Genomic DNA, 21,080 nt, shown 5'->3' with positions numbered 1-21,080 from the left:
CCTGCCCCTCCTCAGATGCGCTCGACGATGCGGGCCAGCAGGTCGCCGCAGCGCTGCGCCGCGGCCTGGCCGGCCTCGATGACCTCCTGGTGGTCCAGGGGCGTGGCGCTGATGCCGGCTGCTGGGTTGGTCACCAGGGAGATGCCCAGGACCTCCATCCCCGACGCGCGGGCGGCGATCGCCTCCAGGGTGGTCGACATCCCCACCAGGTCCCCGCCGATGACCTTCGCCATCGCCACCTCGGCCGGCGTCTCGTAGTGCGGGCCCCGGAACTGGACGTAGACACCCTCCTGCAGGCTCGGGTCGACCTCCCGGGCCAGGTCGCGCAGGCGCGGGCTGTAGAGATCGGTGAGGTCGACGAAGTTGGCGCCCTCGATAGGTGAGTCGGCGGTCAGGTTGATGTGGTCGCGGATCAGCACCGGCGTGCCGGGCGCCCACTCGGGGCGCAGCCCCCCGCACCCGTTGGTCAGCACCACCGTCCGGCAGCCCGCGGCCGCGGCGGTCCGGATGGCATGCACGACGGCCCGCACGCCACGGCCCTCGTAGTAGTGGGTGCGGGTCCCGTAGACCAGGACCCGCCGGCCGTCCGGCAGCGGGATGGAGCGGATCGTCCCGCTGTGGCCGGCGACGGCCGCCGCGGTGAACCCAGGCACCTCGGTGTTGTCCATCTCGGTGCTCGAGGCCGGGTCACCGAGCCCGGCCAGGGCCTCGGCGGCCGGCTTCCACCCGCTGCCCAGGACGAGGGCGATGTCGTGCCGCTCAGCGCCCGTCCGGTCAGCGATGACGGCGGCGGCCGCCCGCGCCACCTCGCGGGGGTCGGTCGATGGGTCGGCGAGGTCGAGATCTGCACCAGTGGTCACCGGGACAGACTACCGATGGTTGGATAGGAGCCGTGAGTGCAGCAGGCAAGTCCGTGGTCATCATCGGTGGCGGTCCCGGCGGCTACGAGGCTGCCCTCGTGGCGGCCCAGCTCGGGGCAGGAGTCACCGTCGTGGAGCGCTCGGGGATCGGTGGCGCGGCCGTGCTCACCGACTGCGTGCCGAGCAAGGCGCTGATCGCGACCGCCGACTTCATGGACCGGTTCACCGCGGCGGGGCGGATCGGGGTCCACTTCGACGGTGCAGGCGTCCCCGAGGACCAGGGGGTCACGGCACACATCTCCCACGTCAACCGCCGCATCATGAGCCTGGCGCAGGCGCAGAGCCGGGACATCTCCGAGCGGCTGGAGTCCGCCGGCGTCGACGTCGTCCAGGGTGCCGGGCGGCTCCTGGGCAGCGGCCGGGTCGAGGTCATCGAGGGCGTCGGCGCGGTGGAGTCGGGGCAGGAGCCCTCACCGCACGAGGCGGACCGTCGGGAGGCGACCGGCAGCCGCGTGCTCGAGGGTGACCTGGTGCTCATCGCCACCGGCGCCCGGCCCCGGATCATGGACACTGCGGTCCCGGACGGCGAGCGGATCCTGACCTGGCAGCACATCTGGGACCTCACCGAGCTGCCCGAGCACCTGATCGTCATCGGCTCCGGCGTGACCGGTGCCGAGCTGGCGCACGCCTACCTTGGGCTCGGGTGCGCCGTCACCCTGATCTCATCCCGAGACCGGGTCCTGCCGGGGGAGGACGCGGACGCCGCCAATGTGGTCGAGGAGGTCTTTCGTCGCCGGGGGATGACGGTGCTCAACCGCTCCCGGGCCGGCGGGGTGCGCCGTGAGGACGACACCGTCGTCGTCACCCTGGAGGATGGCCGCGAGGTGCGTGGCAGCCACGCACTCCTGGCCGTCGGTTCCCTGCCCAACACCACCGACATGGGGCTGGAGCAGGCTGGCGTCCGGCTCGCGCCCTCCGGCCACATCGAGGTCGACCGGGTCTCCCGGACCAGCCTGCCCGGCGTGTATGCCGCCGGTGACTGCACGGGGGTACTGCCGCTGGCCTCGGTGGCCGCCATGCAGGGCCGGGTCGCGGTGGCCCACGCGCTGGGCGACGCCGTCGCGCCGTTGTCCCTGCGCCGGGTGAGCTCCAACATCTTCACCGACCCGGAGATCGCCACGGTCGGCGTGAGCCAGGCCGACATCGACGAGGGCCGGGTCGACGCGCGGGGCGTGATGCTGCCGCTGACCAAGAACCCGCGGGCCAAGATGCAGAACGTCCAGGACGGTTTCGTCAAGCTCTTCGCCAAGACGGGGTCGAGCACCATCGTCGGCGGCGTTGTCGTCGGCCCCCGCGCCAGCGAGCTGATCTTCCCCATCGCCCTGGCCGTGGCCAACCGGCTCAACGTCGACCAGTTCGCCGCCACCTACACGGTCTACCCCTCGCTGTCCGGCTCGCTGTCCGAAGCTGCCCGCCAGCTGCACGAGATCGCCGACTGAGCACGCCAAAAGGCCCTATCGGCCACTCCAGACGTCGCCACTGAACACGCGACAAGGCCCCACCGAGCACGGCTGGCGTGTTCCGTGGGGCCCGTTGACGTGTTCTGTCGCGGTGTCAGTGGGTTGGGTCAGTCCTGGAGCTCGCAGATGACCGCGCCGTTAGCCACGGTCTCGCCGACGGCGGCGGACAGGCCGGTGACGGTGCCGGCCTTGTGCGCCTTGATCGGCTGCTCCATCTTCATCGCCTCGAGCACGACGACCACGTCGCCCTCGGCGACCGTGGCGCCCTCCTCGACGGCGATCTTGACGATGGTGCCCTGCATGGGCGCAGTGACAGAGTCACCAGAGGCGGCGGCCGCGCCACCGCCCCGGCGGGAGCGCTTGGGGGCCTTCTTGCGGCCGGCCGCCGCGCCGCCACCCCCGCCGAGCGCCAGCCCGGCCGGCAGGGAGACCTCCAGGCGCTGGCCGCCGACCTCCACGACCACCTGCTGACGCTCCCCATCCTCGCCCGGGTCCTCCGCGGTCGGACCCGAGTAGGCCTCGATCGTGTTCTCGAAGTCGGTCTCGATCCACCGGGTGTGCACCGAGAAAGGTGCGGAGGGCTCCGATGGCGCGAAGGCCGGGTCAGAGACCACCGCCCGGTGGAAGGTGAGCGCGGTCGGCATACCCTCCACCTCGAACTCGGCTAGGGCGCGGCGGGCCCGCTCGATCGCCTGCGGCCGGTCCCGGCCGGTGACGATGAGCTTGGCCAGCATGGAGTCGAAGGCGCCGGCGACCACGTCGCCCTGCTCGACCCCGGAGTCCAGGCGCACGCCCGGGCCCGACGGCGGGCGGAAGACCAAGGCGGTCCCTGGCGCGGGCAAGAAGTCGCGGCCCGGGTCCTCGGCGTTGATGCGGAACTCGATCGAGTGCGCGTGCGGCTCGGGATCGTCATAACCGAGCTCCGCACCGTCGGCGATGCGGAACTGCTCGCGCACCAGGTCGATGCCGGTGACCTCCTCGGTCACCGGGTGCTCGACCTGCAGACGGGTGTTGACCTCCAGGAAGGAGATGTCACCCTCCGGCCCGACGAGAAACTCGCAGGTGCCGGCCCCGACGTAACCGGCCGCCTTCATGATCGCCTTGCTCGCGCGCAGCAGCTCGTCGTGCTGCTCCTCCGTCAGGAACGGCGCGGGCGCCTCCTCGACCAGCTTCTGGTTGCGCCGCTGCAGGGAGCAGTCGCGGGTCGAGACGACCACCACGTTGCCGTGCTGGTCGGCCAGGCACTGGGTCTCCACGTGCCGGGGACGGTCCAGGAAGCGCTCCACGAAGCACTCGCCGCGCCCGAAGGCGGTGACCGCCTCGCGCACCGCGGAGTCGAACAGGTCGGGGATCTCCTCGATCGTGCGGGCCACCTTCAGCCCGCGGCCGCCACCGCCGTAGGCCGCCTTGATGGCAACCGGCAGACCGTGCTCCTGGGCGAAGGCGACGACCTCATCCGGGCCCTCGACGGGGTCCTTGGTGCCGGGGACCAGCGGAGCGTTGGCCGCGAGCGCGATGTGCCGCGCCTTGACCTTGTCACCCAGGGAGTCGATGGCCTCGGGCCCGGGACCGATCCAGGTCAGGCCGGCGTCCGTCACGGCCTGGGCGAAGGAGGCGTTCTCGGCCAGGAAGCCGTAGCCGGGGTGGACCGCGTCGGCCCCCGACTGCCGGGCAATGTCCAGCAGCTTCTCCTGCACGAGGTAGGACTCGCCCGGGGTCGTCCCGCCCAGGGAGTAGGCCTCGTCGGCCAGCTTGACGTGCAGCGCGTCCCGGTCGGGCTCGGCATACACGGCAACGGACCCGATCCCTGCGTCCTTGCAGGCTCGGGCGATGCGGACGGCGATCTCGCCGCGGTTGGCGATGAGGACCTTGCTGATCGGCATAGCGCACACCCTAGACCCAGGCTGTCAGCACCTCGGCGACGAGGTCCCGGGGAGAACGCCCGCGTCGCGTCAGCCGATCCGCGCCAGGTCTTCGGTGCAGCGCTTCTCCAGCTCATCGAGCTCGCGCAGGCTGTCCTCGATGTCCCGCCGGCGCCGCTCCAGGTCCGCGCGACGGTCGTCGATCTGGGAGAGCAGGTAGGTGAGCTGGCCCACCTCACCCGGCTGGTCGTCATACATGTCCAGGATCGTGGCCACCTCCTCCAGCGGGAAGCCCAGACGGCGACCGCGCAGGATCAGCGCCAGCCGGGTCCGCTCGCGGCGGTGGTAGATCCGGCGCTGGCCGTCCCGCTCGGGGGAGAGCAGCCCAAGGTGCTCGTAGTGGCGCAGCGCACGGTGGGTGACGTCGAAGTCGTCGGCCATCTGGGCGATCGTCCACGTGATCGAGTCAGTCACGGTTGTCCTTGCGTCAAGGTGCGGGGGCGGCTCCATCGTGCTTGACCTTCGCGTCAACGTCAAGCACGATGGGCGCGTGCCAGGGCCGGCACGCCACGATCACCCACTATCACCCCTGAGAGGGGCCGGACGAGCATGTTCGAGCTGAGCCAGGATCACGAGGACTTCCGCCGGTTGGTGCGCGAGTTCGCCGAGGCCGAGATCGCGCCGCACGTGGAGCAGTGGGACCGCGACGGGCATTTCCCCGCCCACCTCGTGCCGCAGATGGGCGAGCTGGGCCTGTTCGGCCTGGAGGCGCCGGAGGAGTTCGGCGGGGCCGGGATGGGGCACGAAGGTTTCTCCTACCTGTGCGTGGCCATCGAAGAGCTGGGGCGCGTCGACCAGTCGATGGGGATCACCCTGGAGGCCGGCGTCGGGCTGGGCATCAACCCGATCCAGACCTACGGCAGCCAGGAGCAGAAGGAGCAGTGGCTGCCTGACCTGGTCCAGGGCCGAGCCCTGGCCGGCTTCGGGCTCACCGAGCCGGAGGCCGGCTCCGACGCCGGCGCGAGCCGGACCCGGGCCCGGCTCGAGAACGGCCAGTGGGTCATCGACGGCGCCAAGGCCTTTATCACCAACTCCGGCACCGAGATCACCTCGGTGGTCACGGTCACCGCGCGCACCGGCGAACTGCCGGATGGCCGGCCCGAGATCAGCGCGATCATCGTGCCCAATGGCACCGAGGGGTTCACCGTCGAGCCGGCCTACCGCAAGCTCGGCTGGCACATCTCTGACACCCACGGCCTGACCTTCGAGGGTGTCCGGGTGCCCGAGGCCAATCTGCTGGGTGAGCGGGGCCAGGGCTTCCGGCAGTTCCTCAAGACCCTGGACGATGGCCGGATCGCGATCGCCGCGCTCGCCGTGGGCTGCTGCCAGCGCATGCTGGAGGAGTCCACCCGCTACAGCCAGGAGCGGCTGGCCTTCGGCAAGCCCATCGGTGTCAACCAGGGCGTCTCCTTCCAGGTCGCCGACCTCGCGGTGATGACCGAGGCCGCGCGCACCCTGACCTACAAGGCCGCCTGGCTGCGCGAGCAACAGGCGCTCGGCAAGCGCTCGGTCGCCGAGGTCAAGCAGGCCGCCGCGATCGCCAAGCTCTACGCCACCGAGGCCGCGGTCAGCTCGACCCGCATCGCCACGCAGGTCTTCGGTGGTAACGGCTTCATGGAGGAGTACCCCGTCGCCCGCTTCTACCGCGACGCCAAGATCCTGGAGATCGGCGAAGGCACCTCCGAGGTGCAGCGGATGCTCATCGCCCGTGGCCTCGGCCTGCCTGCCTGAGCGGCCAGAGGCCCTGACACGATGAGCGGTATGAGCAGCACGGCCGCCTCTCCCAACCCGCACCCCGACCCCAGGGTTGCCGACCTGCGGGACCGGCTGGGGACGGCATACCGGGCCTCGGCGGAGCCGACCGAGCGCGCCAGGGCCAAGCTGGACAGCCAGGGCAAGCTCTACGTCCGTGACCGGATCGCGCTGCTCTTCGACGAGGGCACTTTCGTCGAGGACGGCCGCTACGCCAACGCCACCGCGGAGGGCCTGCCCGCCGACGGCGTGGTCACCGGGCGCGGCGAGGTCGACGGGCGCGCGGCGGTCGTCGTGGCCAACGACCCGACGGTCAAGGCCGGCTCGTGGGGCGCCCGGACGGTGGAGAAGATCATCCGCGCCACCGAGGCCGCGCTGCGCGAGGAGCTGCCGGTCTTCTGGTTCGTCGACTCGGCCGGGGCCCGGATCACCGACCAGGTCGACCTCTTCCCGGGACGCCGCGGCGCCGGGAGGATCTTCCACAACCAGGTGGCGCTGTCGGGCAAGGTGCCGCAGATCTGCTGCCTGTTCGGCCCGAGTGCGGCCGGTGGTGCCTACATCCCCAGCTTCACCGACCTGATCATCATGGTCGAGGGCAACGCCTCGATGTACCTTGGCAGCCCCCGGATGGCTGAGATGGTCGTCGGGGAGAAGGTGTCGCTGGAGGAGATGGGCGGGGCCCGGATGCACTGCACGGTCTCGGGCGTGGGTGACCTGCTGGCGACCGATGACGTCGAGGCGATCGAGCTGGCCCGGCACTTCTTCTCCTACCTGCCCGAGACCTGGCACGACCCGGTGCCGCACTACGCTGCCGAGCCACCCGCGGTGCCGCTGGACCGGCAGACCGTGCCCGAGGCCGAGTCGGTGCCCTTCGACGTCCACGACGTCATCGAGGGCCTGGTGGACGACGACAGCTTCTTTGAGATCAAGCCGCTCTTCGCTGCCGAGCTGGTGGTCGGGCTGGGCCGGATCGCCGGCCAGACCGTGGGCATCCTGGCCAACAACTCCGCGGTCAAGGGCGGGGTGCTGTTCACCGACTCCGCCGACAAGGCGACCCGGTTCATCTGGCTGTGCGACGCCTACGGGATCCCGCTGCTCTACCTGGCCGACGTGCCCGGCTTCATGATCGGCTCAGAGGTCGAGCGCGGCGGGATCATCCGGCATGGCGCCAAGATGGTCTCCGCGGTCTCCGAGGCGACCGTGCCCCAGCTGTGCGTCGTGGTCCGCAAGGCCTACGGCGCAGGCCTGTACGCCATGGGCGGCCCCGGTTTCGGGCCGGAGGCGACGATCGCGCTGCCCACTGCCCGGATCGCGGTCATGGGGCCCGAGGCGGCGGTGAACGCCGTCTACGCCAACAAGATCGCCGAGATCTCCGATGAGGGGGAGCGCGAGCGGTTCGTCCAGGCCCGCCGGGCGGAGTATCTGGAGGACGTCGACCTGGAGCGGCTGGCCGCCGACCTCGTCATCGACGCCGTCGTGGAGCCCGAGGAGCTGCGCGAGGAGATCATCCGCCGGTTCCGGTATGCCGCGCGCCGCGACCGGCACTTCTCCTCCCGACACCGCGGCATACCCCCGGTCTGAGCAGCGCTCACCCGCCCCGTCCGCCAAGCGCGTGAGATAGACCAGGTTGCGCACCACAGACGAGGTCGTCGACGCTGCCTGTGGTGCACAACCTTGTCTGTCCCGGGTCCGTCCGGGTCGGTCCTGGCCGGGTACACCTAGGACTGTCCTGGTCGGTCCTGGGCTCGGCGTCGTAACGACCACCCATCCTGCCCGCGGGCGTGGTCAGCCGCGGCGCAGCCGCCGCAGCAGGTGCAGCAGCCCCACCCGGCGGGCGGCCCGCCGCAGCGGGAAGGCGAGGCTGGCGCCGACGACGATGCCCAGCGCGATCGCGGCAATGACCAGGGTCACCGCGACGACGGCGGAGAAGGCCACGGCCGGGCCGGCGTCGAGCTGGGTGACCGAGATGAGGCCGAACGATCCGGGCACCAGCAGCCAGAAGCTGGGCAGGAAGACCACGGAGCGGGGCAGCTGGGGTCGCACGAACTCCACCACCGTGGCGGCCAGGATCGCGACCACCGCCCCCAGGAACGCCCCGGCCCAGCGCGCGTCGGACAAGGTCTGGCCCAGGAGCTGCCCGAGATAGGTCGCCACGGCGGTCACCATCACCCAGGGGACCAGGGCGAGCCGCAGGGACTCCATGAGTGAGATCGCCAGGGTGACGACGGCGACGCCGAGTAGCGGGGCCCACCAGCCGAGCTCCACGGGGCGGGTCGGGTCGAGCAGCTCGCCGGGCACGTCGAGCAGCGCCGTGGCGGCGCCGACGCCCAGCGCGAAGAGCAGCAGCTGGACCGTCCCGTGGCCGAGCCGCGAGGTGCCGGCGACCATCGAACCCGCGGCCAGCTCGACCAGGCCGGTGACGATGGTCGCACCCGGGAGCAGCACGGCGATCGGGGCGACCAGCGTCCACAGCGGCGCCGTGACCAGGCCGGCCGAGGCGGCCGAGAAGGCGACCAGCGCGGTGCTGAAGGCCGCGAGCAGCGGGGTGAGGGTCGAGATCGTGCGGTGGCGGCCGGACAGGATCATCAGCACGACGGTGACCGGCGCGAGGAGTGCGGCGAACGCCACCGACGGCCACGCCGGGGCCAGGACGAGGGCGATGCCCACCCCGGAGAGCACCCCTCCGGCCAGCAGGCCGGGGACCTTGTAGCGGTGCGGCTGGGCACGCAGCGTGGCCAGCGAGGCCAGGGCCTCCTCGGGGGTCAGCCGCCCGGCGCGCAGGCCGGCCAGCAGGGCCGTGCCGTCGGCCAGCTGCTCCAGCCGCAGACCGCCCTCGACGCCCTCGAAGGTGGCGGGCTGTCCCGCGGAGAGGGTGACCCAGACCCCGCGGGGCAGGCAGGCGACCTGAGCACGAGGATGCCCGAGGGTGGTGGCCAGGGTGCGCAGGTCCTGCTCCACCTCGTGGGTGGGGATGCCGCCGGCGAGCAGCCCGGCGCCGAGCCAGGCCAGCAGCCTGCGGTCTCGCTCCTGAAGGGTCTGCGGCGCGGCGCCTGCCGTCCCGCCACCTGTCATCACGCCACCCATTGTCGGGGCGGCCCGGTCAGCGCAGGTACTCGGCCCACCAGTCCAGGATGTGCTCGAAGCGCTGCACCCGGTGGCGGGGCTGCCCGGCCCGGCTCAGCTCGTGCCCCTCACCGGGGAAGACGAGCAGCTTGGTCGGCACCCCGTTGCGACGCAGCCGGGCGTAGAGCCGCTGGCCCTGCTCCAGGGGACAGCGGAAGTCGCGCTCGGAGTGCATGACGAGCGTGGGCGTGCGGATCTGGTCGGCCCAGGTCAGCGGTGACTGCTCCTGCGCGAGCTCCCCGACGTACTCGTCGCCGAAGAACCAGCCGATGTCGGAGGTCCCGGCGAAGGAGTCCCAGGCGTTGACCGCACGCTCGCTGATGGCTGCGGTGAACCGGTCGCTGTGGGCCACCAGCCAGGTGGTCATCAGCCCGCCGTAGGAGCCGCCCTGCACGCCGACCCGGGAGCCGTCCAGCTCGGGCAGGGTCAGCGCGTGGTCGAGCAGCGCCATCAGGTCGGCAACATCGACCGTGCCGATCGCTTCCTTGACCGCCCGCCCGTGCGTGGCGCCGTAGCCCGACCCGCCGCGCGGGTTGCCCATCACCACGGCATACCCGGCGCCGGCGAGCACCTGCGCCTCGTCGAAGAGATTGCCGGAGTACTGCGTGTACGGCCCGCCGTGGATCATCAGCACGACCGGGTGACCCCCCTTGCGGGACGCCTTGGTCGTCGGCCGGAACAGCCAGCCGTGCACCGGGTAGCCATCCTCGGCGCTCGTCTCCAGCTCCTCCGGCTCGATCGGTGCCGCCGTGCCGGTCAGGTGCGGGGCGGCCAGGTCACCGACCTGGGTGAGGCGCTCGCCGACGCGACCGACGAACAGCTCGGAGTATGAGGTGCGCGTGCCGGCCACCGCCACCACGACTCCGCCCCCGACGGCCAGGGCGGACACGGAGACGTTGCCGTCCAGCAGGGTTGCGCCGGTGTCGACGTCCCGGATGACCGTGTCGCCACGGTGCTCGAAGGCCGCGACGAGGGTCCCCCCGGCGCCCAGGGCCGGTGCGCAGGCCAGGTGGTCCTCCTCCGGGTCGGTCAGCCCGTGGCCCTCCTGCGCCGTGCCGGTCGTGGGGAGCCGGTGCAGGACGGTGTTGCGGGCCACGAAGTCCTGACCGCCGGGCCCGAGGTCGTTGGCGCCGTAGACGACGGCACCGTCCGCGGCGACGTGCACGCTGCTGACCGACCCGGTGCCGGAGGTGTGCCGTCGAAAACCCTTGCCCCGCAGGTCCACCGAGCACAGGTCGCTGATCAGGGTGTCCGGCCGCCAGGCGCCCCGCTCGTCCCGGGAGGCGATGAAGCCGACCCGCTGCCCGCCGTCGAGGAAGGCCGGCTGCCGGTCATCCCCCTCACCGCTGGTCAGCTGCCGGCTCTCGGGGAGCTCGTCAGCGTCCTCTGCGTCGGGCGCGGGCAGCTCGTCGAGGTCGACCAGAAAGATCTTGCTCGGCCGGTCCAGCACATAGCCCAGGCCGTCGGCGAGGTAGGTGCTGTGCTCGATGAGCCGCGGCGCCTCCTGGTCGGGTTTGACCGACTCATCGGTGCCGTAGCGACCCTCCTCGGGGACCCGCGCGGCATAGGCGATCTGGCCCCCGTCGGGGGACCACGCGAAGGCGACCACACCCAGCTTGGTGTCGGTGAGGAGACGGGCGTCGCCGCCCTCGTTCGCTATGACGTGCAGCTGGGCCGGTCCGTCCTCGCTCGCGCGCAGGAACGCCAGGCGCGACCCGTCGGGGGAGTAGGCCGGGCTGCTGTCCCGGGTGCTGTGCGTGAAGCGCTCCAGCTCGCCGTCGGTCGCCCCGTCGGCGGAGAGACGCTGGCGCCACAGGCTGCTGCGGTAGCGGTTCTCCTCAGCATCGGGCCGGCTCATCGCCAGCACGACGTCGCGGCACTCGGGGTGGACCGTGGGGGAGGACAGGAGTCGGATGCGGGTCAGGTCGCTGGGCTGCACCCTCCGACCTTACGACCCGTCAGCGCCGTTCCCAGGTGACCCACGCCGTCACCGGAGGCTCACCCGGGGTGCGGGACACCTCCTGCCACAGGTCGGGGTCGACGGTCGGGAACCGGGTCTGGCCCTGCGGCTCCAGGTCGACCTGGGTCAGGAGCAGGCGGTGGGCGTGCCCGATCGTCTGGGCGTAGATCTGCCCACCACCGGCGACGAAGACCTCCCCGTCCCCGGCGATCGTCAGCGCCTCGCACAGGGAGTGGGCCACCTCGGCACCCGGGGCGGACCAGCCAGGCTGCCGGGTGACCACGATGGTGCTTCTCCCTGGCAGGGCCCGGCCGATGGAGTCCCAGGTGCCCCGGCCCATCACCAGGACACCGTCCATCGTGGTGCTTTTGAAGAAGCGCAGGTCCTCGGGCAGGTGCCAGGGCATCTCTCTGCCGTCGCCGATGACGCCGTTGCGGCCGACCGCGGCGATCAACGTCAGCCGTTGCTCAAAGCCGAAGGCGTGGAAGGTCCCGCGCTCGCCGGCGGCCACCGACTGCAGCGCCGCGCGCTCGTGCGGGACCACCCGTTCGGGGAGCTCGTCCAGCGGCCACCAGCGCAGCTCGCCCGCCTTGCCCTCCTCCTGGATGGTCGGCTCGCCGGTCCAGGCCGTCGCGGTGACGAAGATGTCGATCCGTTCCTCGAGCTCTGGGTGGTCGGACGGCACCACGCAGGTGCGTTGCACGGTCGCGGCCAGGTCGAGGTCCTCGGGCAGGACCTCGATCCCGAGCTCCTCCCGGGCCTCGCGCGCTGCACCCTGGAGCGCGGTCTCGCCCTGCTCGACGTGACCGGCCGCGCCGCAGGCCCACCAGCCGTCCATGTAGGCCGTGCCCCGCCGCAGCTGCAGCAGCACCTCGCGCCGGCCCGCCTCGGGCTCCCGGAGCAGGACGAGGTAGGCGGCCGGGACGAGCGCGAACCGGTCCTGCGTCATACCGCGATCGGTGCCTTGATCGTCGGTGCGGCGACGTAGTCTCGCACCTCGATGTCCGCCAGCTCGAAGGCGTCGATCTCGGTCACGTCCGGGTTGAGCCACAGGGTGGGCAGGGGCCCGGGTGTGCGGGTGAGCTGCTCCTGCGCCTGCTCCAGGTGGTTGAGGTAGAGGTGGGCATCACCCAGGGTGTGCACGAACTCCTTGGGGCGCAGGTCGACGACCTGCCCGACGAGGTGGGTCAGCAGGGCGTAGCTGACGATGTTGAAGGGCACCCCGAGGAAGGTGTCCGCGCTGCGCTGGTAGAGCTGGCAGGACAGCCAGCCCCGCTGGTCCGGGTCGTCCGCAGCGGCGGGGGAGACGTAGAACTGGAAGAGCGTGTGGCAGGGGGGCAGCGCCATGTCCTCCACGTCGGCGACGTTCCAGGCCGAGACGATGTGGCGGCGCGAGTCGGGGTTGGTGCGCAGGCCTTCGACGAGGCGCTGGATCTGGTCGATGGTGCCGCCGTCGGGGTCGGGCCAGGAGCGCCACTGGTGGCCGTAGACGGGGCCCAGGTCGCCGTTCTCGTCGGCCCACTCGTCCCAGATGCTGATGCCGTTCTCGTGCAGCCAGCCGATGTTGGTGTCGCCGCGCAGAAACCACAGCAGCTCGCCGATGACCGAGCGCATGTGCAGGCGCTTGGTGGTCAGAGCCGGGAACCCCGCGGTGAGGTCGAAGCGCATCTGGTGACCGAAGACCGACAGGGTCCCGGTCCCGGTGCGGTCGCTCTTGCGCACACCCTCGGTGCGGATCCGTGCCAGGAGGTCGAGGTAGGCCTGCATGCTCGCCAGCCTAGTGGGGCTGCGCGCAGCCGCACCCAGGCCGCCCGGTGTCCTCGTGCGGCGAGCAGGGGGACGGGGGAGGGCCCCCCAGTAAACTCACCGGCCATGAGTCACCCGCACCCCGAGCTGAGCCCTCCTGCCCCCTTGGTCGACGGCGGCGTGCGCGTCATCCCCCTGGGCGGGCTGGGTGAGGTCGGGCGCAACATGGCCGTCCTCGAGCACCGGGGCAAGCTGCTCGTCATCGACTGCGGCGTGCTCTTTCCCGAGGAGCACCACCCGGGCGTGGATCTCATCCTGCCCGACTTCGGCCCCATCGAGGACCGGCTCGACGACATCGTGGCGGTCGTGCTCACCCACGGCCACGAGGACCACATCGGGGCAGTGCCCTACCTGCTGCGGCTGCGGGAGGACATCCCCCTGGTCGGCTCGCAGCTCACCCTGGCCCTGGTTGAGGCCAAGCTCAAGGAGCACCGGATCAAGCCTCTGACCCTGGGGGTCAAAGAGGGGGGTCGGGAGGTGTTCGGCCCCTTCGACTGTGAGTTCGTGGCGGTGAACCACTCCATCCCCGACGCCCTGGCGGTCTTCGTGCGCACCTCGGGCGGCACCGTCCTGCACACGGGCGACTTCAAGATGGACCAGCTGCCGCTGGACGGCCGGATCACCGACCTGCGTGCCTTCGCCCGGCTGGGGGAGGAGGGGGTCGACCTGTTCATGACCGACTCCACCAACGCGCACATCCCTGGCTTCACCACGCCGGAGCGCAACATCACCCCGGCGATCGAGCGCGTCTTCCATGACGCGCGCCGCAGGATCATCGTGGCCTGCTTCGCCTCCCATGTGCACCGCGTGCAGCAGGTGCTGGACGCTGCGGTCGAGTCCGGCCGCAAAGTCGCGATGGTGGGGCGCTCGATGATCCGCAACATGGGCATCGCCGCCGACCTGGGCTACCTGCACATCCCCGACGGGGTGCTGGTCGACCTGGGCCGGCTGACCCAGCTGCCCGAGGACCGGCAGGTGCTCATCTGCACCGGGTCCCAGGGCGAGCCGATGGCCGCGCTGTCGCGGATGGCCAACGGCGACCACAAGATCGACGTCGGCCAGGACGACACGGTCCTGATGGCCTCCTCGCTCATCCCGGGCAACGAGAATGCCGTCTACCGGGTCATCAACGGGCTGACCCGGCGGGGCGCGAAGGTCGTGCACAAGGAGAACGCCCTCGTGCACGTCTCGGGCCACGCCAGCGCCGGCGAGCTGCTCTACTGCTACAACATCGTCCGGCCGCGCAACGTCATGCCGGTGCATGGTGAGTGGCGGCACATGGTCGCCAACGGTGACCTCGCGGTGGCGACCGGCGTGCCGCAGGAGAACGTGGTGCTGGCTGAGGACGGTGTGGTCGTCGACCTCGTCGACGGGCAGGCCCGGATCGCCGGCGCGGTCGACGTCGGCTACGTCTACGTCGACGGCTCGACCGTAGGCGCCGCGGACGAGACCATGCTCAAGGATCGCCGCATCCTGCGGGACGAGGGCTTCGTCACCGTGATCGTGGTCCGCGACGCATCCTCCGGCGCGATCGCCGCCGGCCCGGAGATCCAGACCCGTGGCTTCGCCGACGGGCAGGAACCCTTCGAGAAGGTGCGGCCGCGCCTGGTCGAGGCGTTGCAGGAGGCTGAGCGCAACGGCGTCCAGGACACCTACCAGCTGCAGCAGGTGATCCGCCGGACGATCGGCTCCTTCGTCGGCAACAAGCTGCGGCGGCGGCCGATGATCATCCCCATCGTCATCGACGCCTGAGCTGCTCGCCGAGGCTCACTCCTCCAACCGGCCTCGCGGCTGACGGCGCCGCAGCCGCTGGATCTCGTCGTTGATCTCCTCCTCGGTGGGGTCCTTGTCCCAACCCAGGCTGACGCCATGGATGGCCACGCCCAGACCCCAACCCATCATCGGGAAGATCGGCCAGAAGAAGCCGCTGAAGCCGGTGCTGAACGCCCAGATCCCGGTCAGCAGCAGCATGACCAGCAGGTAGATGGTCAGATGCCCCCGGAAGTCAGCCTTGGCCTCCAGCGACTCCAGCGCCCGCTGCCGATCGGTGAGGGCTGCGTCCTGCCCGCGGTCCAGGCCATCGGACTGGTCCACCCGGTCCGGGCGCTCTAGGGCGTCCGGACGGCCCAGCCTGTCCTGCGGTCCCTCCCCGCCCTGCTCGGGTCGGTACGGCGGGATGGGCGGCGGGGTCCCCTGGTCCTCGTTCACGTGACTTACCGTAGTGAGGCTGGCGCCGGAGCACCACCACCTTTAGAGGATGGATCGAGCGCGACCACCTTCCCGGTAGACAGCACCCCGGTGCGGCCCATCGGGCCCCGCGGGGCCTGGCCCGGATGCCCACCCCGCGGCGTGGGGCGACTGTGGCAGGCGTGACTGTTGGGTACGGTGCCATGGTGGCCAAGACTGCATCCTCGACGACCAGCGCCCGCGCGGGCGGCGCCAAGGGCGCCTCGACGCGCCCGGCGAGCCGCTCCGGCAGCACCCGGTCGACCAGCACGCGGGGTGGCAGCACCGGCCGTGGGGGCGCGAGCACCCCCGCGGACAACGGCCCCTCCCTGCCCGGGCGGGTCTTCCGGGGGGTCGCCGGCGCCGCCGGTGGCACCGTGCGGGCGATGACCGACTCGGCCCGCGACCTCGAGCCCGAGCACCGCCGCGACGGTGCCGGTTTCCTCCTGCTTGCCCTGACGATCGTGGTGGCGCTGCGGGAGTGGTGGCACCTGGACGGCGTGTTTGGCGACGCGGTGCACGCCGTCACGGCCGGCACCTTGGGCCGGGTCGCGCTCGTCCTGCCGGTCGTGCTGATCTTCTTCGCCCTACGGCTCTTCCGGCGACCCACCGACCAGCAGGCCACCAACCGGATGTCGATCGGCACCATCGCCCTGCTGCTGTCCGCCTCCGGCATCACCCACCTGGCCGTCGGGGCGCCCGACTACAGCGAGGGGCTGGCGGTCATGCAGTCCTCCGGCGGGGTCCTGGGCTTCATCCTGTCCTCGATGATCTCGGCCGCGATCACCCCCATCGGGGCCTACGCCGTGCTCTCGCTGCTGGGGGTGTTCGGCTTCCTGGTCCTCACCCGCACCCCGGTCCATCGCATCCCTGACCGCCTGCGGGAGGTCGAGCAGCAACTCTTCGACTCGGCCCGCTTCGATGAGATCGACCCAGTGACCGGTGAGGTGCTTCCGCGCACCCGCCGCTCCCGCCGCCGGGCGGGCGAGCTCGACGCAGAGCGGGCCGGTGACGTCGCCTTCGATCAGGCAGCGGTGGTAGAGCGGGGCCAGGGTGGGCGCTCGCTGCGGGCCCGACCGCGGCCCCAGGCTGGTCCCGAGGATGTCCCTGAGCAGCCGCCCGAGGCCCCGAAAGCCAGCCGGCGCAGCGCGACGGCGGGCAAGGGGGCGACCGCGCACACGCCGGCGCGCGCGGCCCAGGGAGCAACCCCGGCCCGGCCGGAGGCACCCGGGGAGACGACCGAGGAGATCGTCGGACTGCGCCCGGGGCAGAAGCGCCCCCAGCCGCCCACCGCGGTGCAGAAGGCCAAGGCCAAGGCGCCCCTGGAGCCGCCACCCACCACCCAGCTGCCGCAGCGGGTGGAGCAGCTGCAGCTCGCCGGGGACGTCACCTACACCCTGCCCGACTCCTCGGTCCTCAAACCCGGAAGCCCACATAAGGAGCGCTCGGAGGCCAACGACAAAGTGGTCGACGCGCTCACCGGCGTCCTTGAGGACTTCAACGTCGACGCCCAGGTCACCGACTTCACCCGTGGCCCCACCGTCACCCGCTACGAGGTCGAGCTGGGACCGGGCGTGAAGGTGGAGCGGATCACCGCGCTCTCCAAGAACATTGCCTATGCCGTGGCCTCGGCCGACGTGCGTATCCTCTCCCCGATCCCGGGCAAGTCCGCCGTCGGCGTGGAGATCCCCAACACCGACCGGGAGAACGTCAACCTCGGTGACGTGCTGCGCAGCCAGGCGGCCCGCAACAACACCCATCCGATGGTGATGGGCGTCGGCAAGGACGTCGAGGGTGGCTACGTCATCGCCAACCTGGCCAAGATGCCGCACCTGCTCGTCGCCGGTGCGACCGGCTCGGGCAAGTCCAGCTTCGTCAACTCGATGATCACCTCGATCCTCATGCGCTCCACGCCGGACGAGGTCCGGTTGATCCTCGTCGACCCCAAGCGGGTCGAGCTGACCGCCTACGAGGGCATCCCGCACCTGATCACGCCGATCATCACCAACCCCAAGAAGGCCGCCGAGGCGCTGAGCTGGGTGGTCAAGGAGATGGACACCCGCTACGACGACCTGGCGGCCTTCGGCTACAAGCACATCGACGACTTCAACAAGGCGATCCGCTCGGGCAAGATCACCCCGCCCCCCGGTTCGCAGCGGGTCCTGCAGCCCTACCCCTACCTGCTGGTCGTCATCGACGAGCTGGCCGACCTGATGATGGTGGCCCCCCGAGACGTGGAGGAGTCGGTGGTGCGCATCACCCAGCTGGCCCGGGCCGCCGGCATCCATCTGGTGCTGGCCACCCAGCGCCCCTCGGTCGACGTGGTCACCGGCCTGATCAAGGCCAACGTGCCCTCCCGGATGGCCTTCGCCACGTCCTCGCTGGCCGACAGTCGGGTGGTCCTGGACCAGCCGGGCGCAGAGAAGCTCATTGGCCAGGGCGACGCGCTCTTCCTGCCCATGGGCGCCTCCAAGCCGCTGCGCGTCCAGGGTGCCTGGGTCAGCGAGTCCGAGGTGCACGACGTCGTCGCGCACGTCACCGGCCAGCTCAAGCCCACCTATGTCGAGGAGGTCCTGGCGACCCCGGCCAAGAAGCAGACCGACGAGGACATCGGCGACGACCTCGACCTGCTGCTGCAGGCGACCGAGCAGGTGATCACCACCCAGTTCGGGTCCACCTCGATGCTGCAGCGCAAGCTGCGCGTCGGCTTCGCCAAGGCGGGCCGCCTCATGGACCTGATGGAGTCCCGCGGCATCGTCGGGCCCTCCGAGGGCTCCAAGGCGCGCGACGTGCTGGTCAAGCCGGACGACCTGGAGGAGACCCTGGCACTGCTCCAGGGCCACGACCCCGCACCGCGCCCGGAGCCGGAGATCGACACCGCGCCCTTCGACGCCAACCCGACCGAGGTGGCGCGCGAGGAGGGCGACCTGGACGACGAGCTGGACACAGCCGACGACACCGACCCGACCGCCGCCCAGCCCCGGGTCGGCCACACCCGCGACGCCCGCTACGACGGCGACCCCGTCGGCGGGACCTACGTCGAGGACGAGGGCGAGGCTGAGTCCGAGGACGCCTGGGAGCTCACCGACCGCGGTGGCCGCGAGCGCTACTGACGTTCGTTGCCGTCGCCGGTCGTAGACTGACGGCATGTCCCACCCCCGTTCCGTTGCCGTCGTCACCCTGGGCTGCACGCGGAACGAGGTGGACTCCGAAGAGCTGGCCGGCCGCCTGGCCGCCGAGGGTTGGACCCTCGTCGCGGACGCCGCCGAGGCCGACGTGGCGGTGGTCAACACCTGCGGCTTCGTCGAGCAGGCCAAGAAGGACTCGGTCGACGCCCTGCTGGAGGCCAGCGACCTCAAGCGCACCGGCCGCACCCAGAAAGTGGTTGCCGTCGGCTGTATGGCCGAGCGGTATGGCGCGCAGCTGGCCGAGGAGCTGCCGGAGGCCGACGCCGTGCTCGGTTTCGACACCTACTCGGACATGTCCAGCCACCTGCAACGGATCCTGGCTGGGGAGCGCCCCGCCTCGCACGCGCCCCGCGACCGGCGACGCCTGCTGCCCGTCTCGCCCGTGGCACGGCATACCGCCAGCACCGCGGTGGCCCTGCCCGGCCACCAGCAGGCCACCCCCGCACCCGCCGCCACGTCCGACACCCCCACGGAGTTCTCCAGCGACACCGAGCCCGCCACCCCCCTGGAGCAGGTCACGCCGGCGACCGGGCCGCGCGTCGTGCGGGCCCGGCTGGACGGCCGGCCGTGGGCGCCGCTCAAACTCGCCTCCGGCTGCGACCGGCGGTGCGCGTTCTGCGCGATCCCGATGTTCCGCGGCGCATTCGTCTCCCGGCCGCCGCAGGACGTGCTGACGGAGGCGCAGTGGCTCGCGGAGCGGGGGGTCAAGGAGGTCTTCCTGGTCAGCGAGAACACCACCTCCTACGGCAAGGACCTGGGCGACCTGCGGCTCGTGGACGGTCTGATCGCCGAGCTCGCCGCCCTGGAGGGGATCGCGCGGGTGCGGGTGTCCTACCTGCAGCCCGCCGAGATCCGGCCCGACCTGCTCGACGCGATGGCCAGCACCCCCGGCGTCGCGCCTTACTTCGACATCTCCTTCCAGCACGCCTCCGGTCCCCTGCTGCGCCGGATGCGCCGCTTCGGCGACCGCGAGTCCTTCCTGGCCCTGCTGGAGCAGGTGCGGGCGCGAGTGCCCGAGGCCGGCATCCGGACCAACGTCATCGTCGGCTTCCCGGGGGAGAGCGAGGAGGACCTCACCGAGCTCACCGCCTTCCTGGAGGAGGCCCGGCTCGATGTCGTCGGCGTCTTCGGCTACTCCGACGAGGATGGCACCGAGGCGGAGAGCTACGACGACAAGATTGACGAGGCGACGATCCTTGAGCGCGTCGCGCGAGTGAGCGCCCTCGTCGAGGAGCTCACTGCGCAGCGGGCCGAGGACCGGATCGGCACCCTGGTGGAGGTGCTCGTCGAGGACGTCGACGAGGACGACGGGCGGCTCGTCGGCCGTGCCGGCCAGCAGGGCCCGGACGTGGACGGCGTCACCTACCTGGAGGACGAGCAGGGAGGTATGCCGACCCTGGCCGTCGGCTCCCTCGTCACCGCCAGGGTGGTGGCGACCGAGGGGGTCGACCTCGTCGCCGTGCCGCTCGCGCAGGCTGGGCAGGGCAGGCCCGGCGGCGGGCAAGGGGCAAGCGAGCCCGTGGGCCCGCCCCCGGCCGCGGGGGAGCCGGCGGCATGATCCACGACCCGGACGGCCCCGACCTCGCGACCGCGCCAGAGGCGCCACTGGCGTCCGCGTGGAACGTCCCGAACGCGCTGACCGTGCTGCGCATCCTGATGGTGCCGGTCTTCGGCTGGCTGCTGATGTCGCAGGGTGGTGAGGACACCACGCTGCGGTGGTGGGCGCTGGCGGTCTTCCTGGTCGCCATCGGCACCGACTGGGTCGACGGCTACCTGGCCCGCAGGCAGGGGCTGATCACCGCCTTCGGCAAACTCATGGATCCGATCGCCGACAAGGCGCTGATCGGCACCGCCCTCGTCGGACTGTCCGTCATCGACCTGCTGCCGTGGTGGGTGACCGTCGTCATCCTGGCGCGCGAGGTGGGCATCACGCTCATGCGCTTCGTCGTCATCCGGCGTGGGGTCATCCCGGCGAGCAAGGGCGGCAAGCTCAAGACGGTGCTGCAGGCGGTCGGGATCTCGATCCTGATCGTGCCGGTGCTGGGCTGGTTCGGCCAGCTCGGCCTGTGGGTGATGTATGCCGCGCTCGTAGTCACCGTCATCACCGGCATCGACTACGTGCGCCAGGCGCTCGCGCCGCGCGAGCGCGCGACCTGAGGGGCGCGGCGCGATGACTGCGGCGCCGCTGCCGGGCCGGGTGCTGGCCGCCCTGCAGGACCACGGGCACACCATCGCCGTCGCCGAGTCGCTCACCGGTGGTCTCGTGGCGGCGGCCCTCACCGACGTTCCCGGAGCCAGTGCGACCGTACGGGGCGGGGTCGTCGCCTACGTCGACGAGGTCAAGGCCGGGGTGCTCGGAATCCCGGGCCGGGTGCTGGAGGAGGACGGCGCGGTGTCCCGCGCGTGCGCCGTGGCGATGGCGCAGGGGGTCCGGGACCTGCTGGGGGCGGACTGGGGCCTGGCCACGACCGGAGTCGCCGGCCCGGGGCCCTCGGGCGGCAAGGCCGCCGGGTCCGTCCACATCGCCGTGGCCGGGGAACAGCGAAGCGCCCACCGGGCGTTGACCCTACGTGGCACGCGGACCCAGGTCCGTGCCGACGCCGTCACCGCTGTCCTCGAGCTGCTGCTGGAGGTCCTCGTCCCGCACCTGTCGGGCGGGCGGGGTACGGTAGAAGACCATTCCCGGCAGCCGCTGCCCGGGTCGTGACCCAAGAGGAGGGAAG

16 protein-coding genes are annotated in these 21,080 nt (G+C 71.6%); 8 read left to right on the top strand and 8 right to left on the bottom strand.

Going from position 1 to position 21,080, the window contains the following annotated elements; translation table 11 throughout:
- Positions 1 to 11 precede the first annotated feature (11 nt).
- Entirely contained in the window at positions 12 to 860 is an 849-nt protein-coding gene (locus tag FY030_RS10640; protein ID WP_158061483.1) for a purine-nucleoside phosphorylase, read from the bottom strand.
- Positions 861 to 892: 32 nt separating this feature from the next.
- Here FY030_RS10640 and FY030_RS10635 point away from each other — a divergent pair, with 32 nt between their 5' ends.
- Positions 893 to 2,359: an NAD(P)H-quinone dehydrogenase gene (locus tag FY030_RS10635; RefSeq protein WP_192498573.1), complete on the top strand. Its 1,467-nt coding sequence runs from the start codon at positions 893 to 895 to the stop codon at positions 2,357 to 2,359.
- Between the two features lie 128 nt (positions 2,360 to 2,487).
- Here FY030_RS10635 and FY030_RS10630 read toward each other — a convergent pair whose 3' ends face one another.
- Together FY030_RS10630 and FY030_RS10625 are read right to left on the bottom strand one after the other, a co-directional pair.
- On the bottom strand, positions 2,488 to 4,263 hold the full coding sequence (locus FY030_RS10630) for an acetyl/propionyl/methylcrotonyl-CoA carboxylase subunit alpha (RefSeq protein WP_158061481.1): 1,776 nt from the start codon (positions 4,261 to 4,263) through the stop codon (positions 2,488 to 2,490).
- A 69-nt stretch (positions 4,264 to 4,332) separates the two neighbouring features.
- Positions 4,333 to 4,752, bottom strand: coding sequence for a MerR family transcriptional regulator (locus FY030_RS10625; RefSeq protein ID WP_192498572.1), 420 nt, complete (start codon positions 4,750 to 4,752; stop codon positions 4,333 to 4,335).
- 99 nt (positions 4,753 to 4,851) lie between these two features.
- On the opposite strand from FY030_RS10625, the gene FY030_RS10620 reads away from it, so the two are divergent.
- Together FY030_RS10620 and FY030_RS10615 are read left to right on the top strand one after the other, a co-directional pair.
- Positions 4,852 to 6,033, top strand: a complete 1,182-nt coding sequence (locus FY030_RS10620; RefSeq protein WP_158061479.1) for an acyl-CoA dehydrogenase family protein — start codon at positions 4,852 to 4,854, stop codon at positions 6,031 to 6,033.
- A 21-nt stretch (positions 6,034 to 6,054) separates the two neighbouring features.
- Positions 6,055 to 7,635 carry an acyl-CoA carboxylase subunit beta gene (locus FY030_RS10615; protein WP_158061478.1) on the top strand — a complete coding sequence of 527 codons (1,581 nt, stop codon included), beginning with the start codon at positions 6,055 to 6,057 and terminating at the stop codon, positions 7,633 to 7,635.
- Between the two features lie 204 nt (positions 7,636 to 7,839).
- On the opposite strand, the gene FY030_RS10610 is transcribed toward FY030_RS10615, so the two are convergent.
- From FY030_RS10610 to FY030_RS10595, 4 genes are read right to left on the bottom strand one after another with little or no spacing between them, the layout of a single operon-like run.
- Positions 7,840 to 9,126 carry a threonine/serine exporter family protein gene (locus FY030_RS10610; protein WP_238348660.1) on the bottom strand — a complete coding sequence of 429 codons (1,287 nt, stop codon included), beginning with the start codon at positions 9,124 to 9,126 and terminating at the stop codon, positions 7,840 to 7,842.
- A gap of 28 nt (positions 9,127 to 9,154) precedes the next feature.
- A complete protein-coding gene (locus FY030_RS10605) occupies positions 9,155 to 11,116 on the bottom strand; it encodes a S9 family peptidase (protein WP_158061476.1) in 1,962 nt (653 codons plus the stop codon).
- Between the two features lie 19 nt (positions 11,117 to 11,135).
- On the bottom strand, positions 11,136 to 12,086 hold the full coding sequence (locus FY030_RS10600) for a dihydrofolate reductase (protein ID WP_158061475.1): 951 nt from the start codon (positions 12,084 to 12,086) through the stop codon (positions 11,136 to 11,138).
- Positions 12,083 to 12,904: a thymidylate synthase gene (locus FY030_RS10595; RefSeq protein ID WP_158061474.1), complete on the bottom strand. Its 822-nt coding sequence runs from the start codon at positions 12,902 to 12,904 to the stop codon at positions 12,083 to 12,085. Before FY030_RS10595 ends, FY030_RS10600 begins: the two co-directional genes overlap by 4 nt.
- A gap of 105 nt (positions 12,905 to 13,009) precedes the next feature.
- On the opposite strand from FY030_RS10595, the gene FY030_RS10590 reads away from it, so the two are divergent.
- On the top strand, positions 13,010 to 14,695 hold the full coding sequence (locus tag FY030_RS10590; protein WP_158061473.1) for a ribonuclease J: 1,686 nt from the start codon (positions 13,010 to 13,012) through the stop codon (positions 14,693 to 14,695).
- A 15-nt stretch (positions 14,696 to 14,710) separates the two neighbouring features.
- Here FY030_RS10590 and FY030_RS10585 read toward each other — a convergent pair whose 3' ends face one another.
- Complete coding sequence (locus FY030_RS10585) at positions 14,711 to 15,151, bottom strand: 2TM domain-containing protein (RefSeq protein ID WP_158061472.1); 441 nt, start codon at positions 15,149 to 15,151, stop codon at positions 14,711 to 14,713.
- 404 nt (positions 15,152 to 15,555) lie between these two features.
- Here FY030_RS10585 and FY030_RS10580 point away from each other — a divergent pair, with 404 nt between their 5' ends.
- Genes FY030_RS10580 through FY030_RS10565 form a run of 4 tightly spaced genes read left to right on the top strand, consistent with a single transcriptional unit; the run spans position 15,556 to position 21,064 of the window.
- Positions 15,556 to 18,282, top strand: a complete 2,727-nt coding sequence (locus FY030_RS10580; RefSeq protein WP_192498794.1) for a DNA translocase FtsK 4TM domain-containing protein — start codon at positions 15,556 to 15,558, stop codon at positions 18,280 to 18,282.
- Between the two features lie 34 nt (positions 18,283 to 18,316).
- Positions 18,317 to 19,915 carry a 30S ribosomal protein S12 methylthiotransferase RimO gene (rimO, locus tag FY030_RS10575; protein ID WP_158061471.1) on the top strand — a complete coding sequence of 533 codons (1,599 nt, stop codon included), beginning with the start codon at positions 18,317 to 18,319 and terminating at the stop codon, positions 19,913 to 19,915.
- Positions 19,912 to 20,514 (top strand): CDP-diacylglycerol--glycerol-3-phosphate 3-phosphatidyltransferase, encoded by a 603-nt coding sequence (gene pgsA, locus FY030_RS10570; protein WP_158061470.1) that lies wholly within the window; start codon positions 19,912 to 19,914, stop codon positions 20,512 to 20,514. Before rimO ends, pgsA begins: the two co-directional genes overlap by 4 nt.
- Before the next feature lie 13 nt (positions 20,515 to 20,527).
- On the top strand, positions 20,528 to 21,064 hold the full coding sequence (locus FY030_RS10565) for a CinA family protein (RefSeq protein ID WP_158061469.1): 537 nt from the start codon (positions 20,528 to 20,530) through the stop codon (positions 21,062 to 21,064).
- The last annotated feature ends 16 nt before the right edge of the window (positions 21,065 to 21,080 follow it).

It is taken from the genome of Ornithinimicrobium pratense (assembly GCF_008843165.1).
Classification (GTDB): domain Bacteria; phylum Actinomycetota; class Actinomycetes; order Actinomycetales; family Dermatophilaceae; genus Ornithinicoccus; species Ornithinicoccus pratensis.
The sequence above is the reverse complement of the archived record's forward strand: the minus strand, read 5'-3'. Positions and strand labels throughout refer to the sequence as shown.

Bases quoted from the DNA above. Each gene is read 5' to 3' on its own strand.
- FY030_RS10630 (WP_158061481.1), bottom strand. From the start codon at position 4,263: ATGCCGATCAGCAAGGTCCTCATCGCCAACCGCGGCGAGATCGCCGTC.
- FY030_RS10625 (WP_192498572.1), bottom strand. From the start codon at position 4,752: ATGGAGCCGCCCCCGCACCTTGACGCAAGGACAACCGTGACTGACTCG.
- FY030_RS10620 (WP_158061479.1), top strand. From the start codon at position 4,852: ATGTTCGAGCTGAGCCAGGATCACGAGGACTTCCGCCGGTTGGTGCGC.
- FY030_RS10615 (WP_158061478.1), top strand. From the start codon at position 6,055: ATGAGCGGTATGAGCAGCACGGCCGCCTCTCCCAACCCGCACCCCGAC.
- FY030_RS10610 (WP_238348660.1), bottom strand. From the start codon at position 9,126: ATGACAGGTGGCGGGACGGCAGGCGCCGCGCCGCAGACCCTTCAGGAG.
- FY030_RS10600 (WP_158061475.1), bottom strand. From the start codon at position 12,086: ATGACGCAGGACCGGTTCGCGCTCGTCCCGGCCGCCTACCTCGTCCTG.
- FY030_RS10595 (WP_158061474.1), bottom strand. From the start codon at position 12,904: ATGCAGGCCTACCTCGACCTCCTGGCACGGATCCGCACCGAGGGTGTG.
- FY030_RS10590 (WP_158061473.1), top strand. From the start codon at position 13,010: ATGAGTCACCCGCACCCCGAGCTGAGCCCTCCTGCCCCCTTGGTCGAC.
- FY030_RS10580 (WP_192498794.1), top strand. From the start codon at position 15,556: ATGACCGACTCGGCCCGCGACCTCGAGCCCGAGCACCGCCGCGACGGT.
- rimO (WP_158061471.1), top strand. From the start codon at position 18,317: ATGTCCCACCCCCGTTCCGTTGCCGTCGTCACCCTGGGCTGCACGCGG.
- pgsA (WP_158061470.1), top strand. From the start codon at position 19,912: ATGATCCACGACCCGGACGGCCCCGACCTCGCGACCGCGCCAGAGGCG.
- FY030_RS10565 (WP_158061469.1), top strand. From the start codon at position 20,528: ATGACTGCGGCGCCGCTGCCGGGCCGGGTGCTGGCCGCCCTGCAGGAC.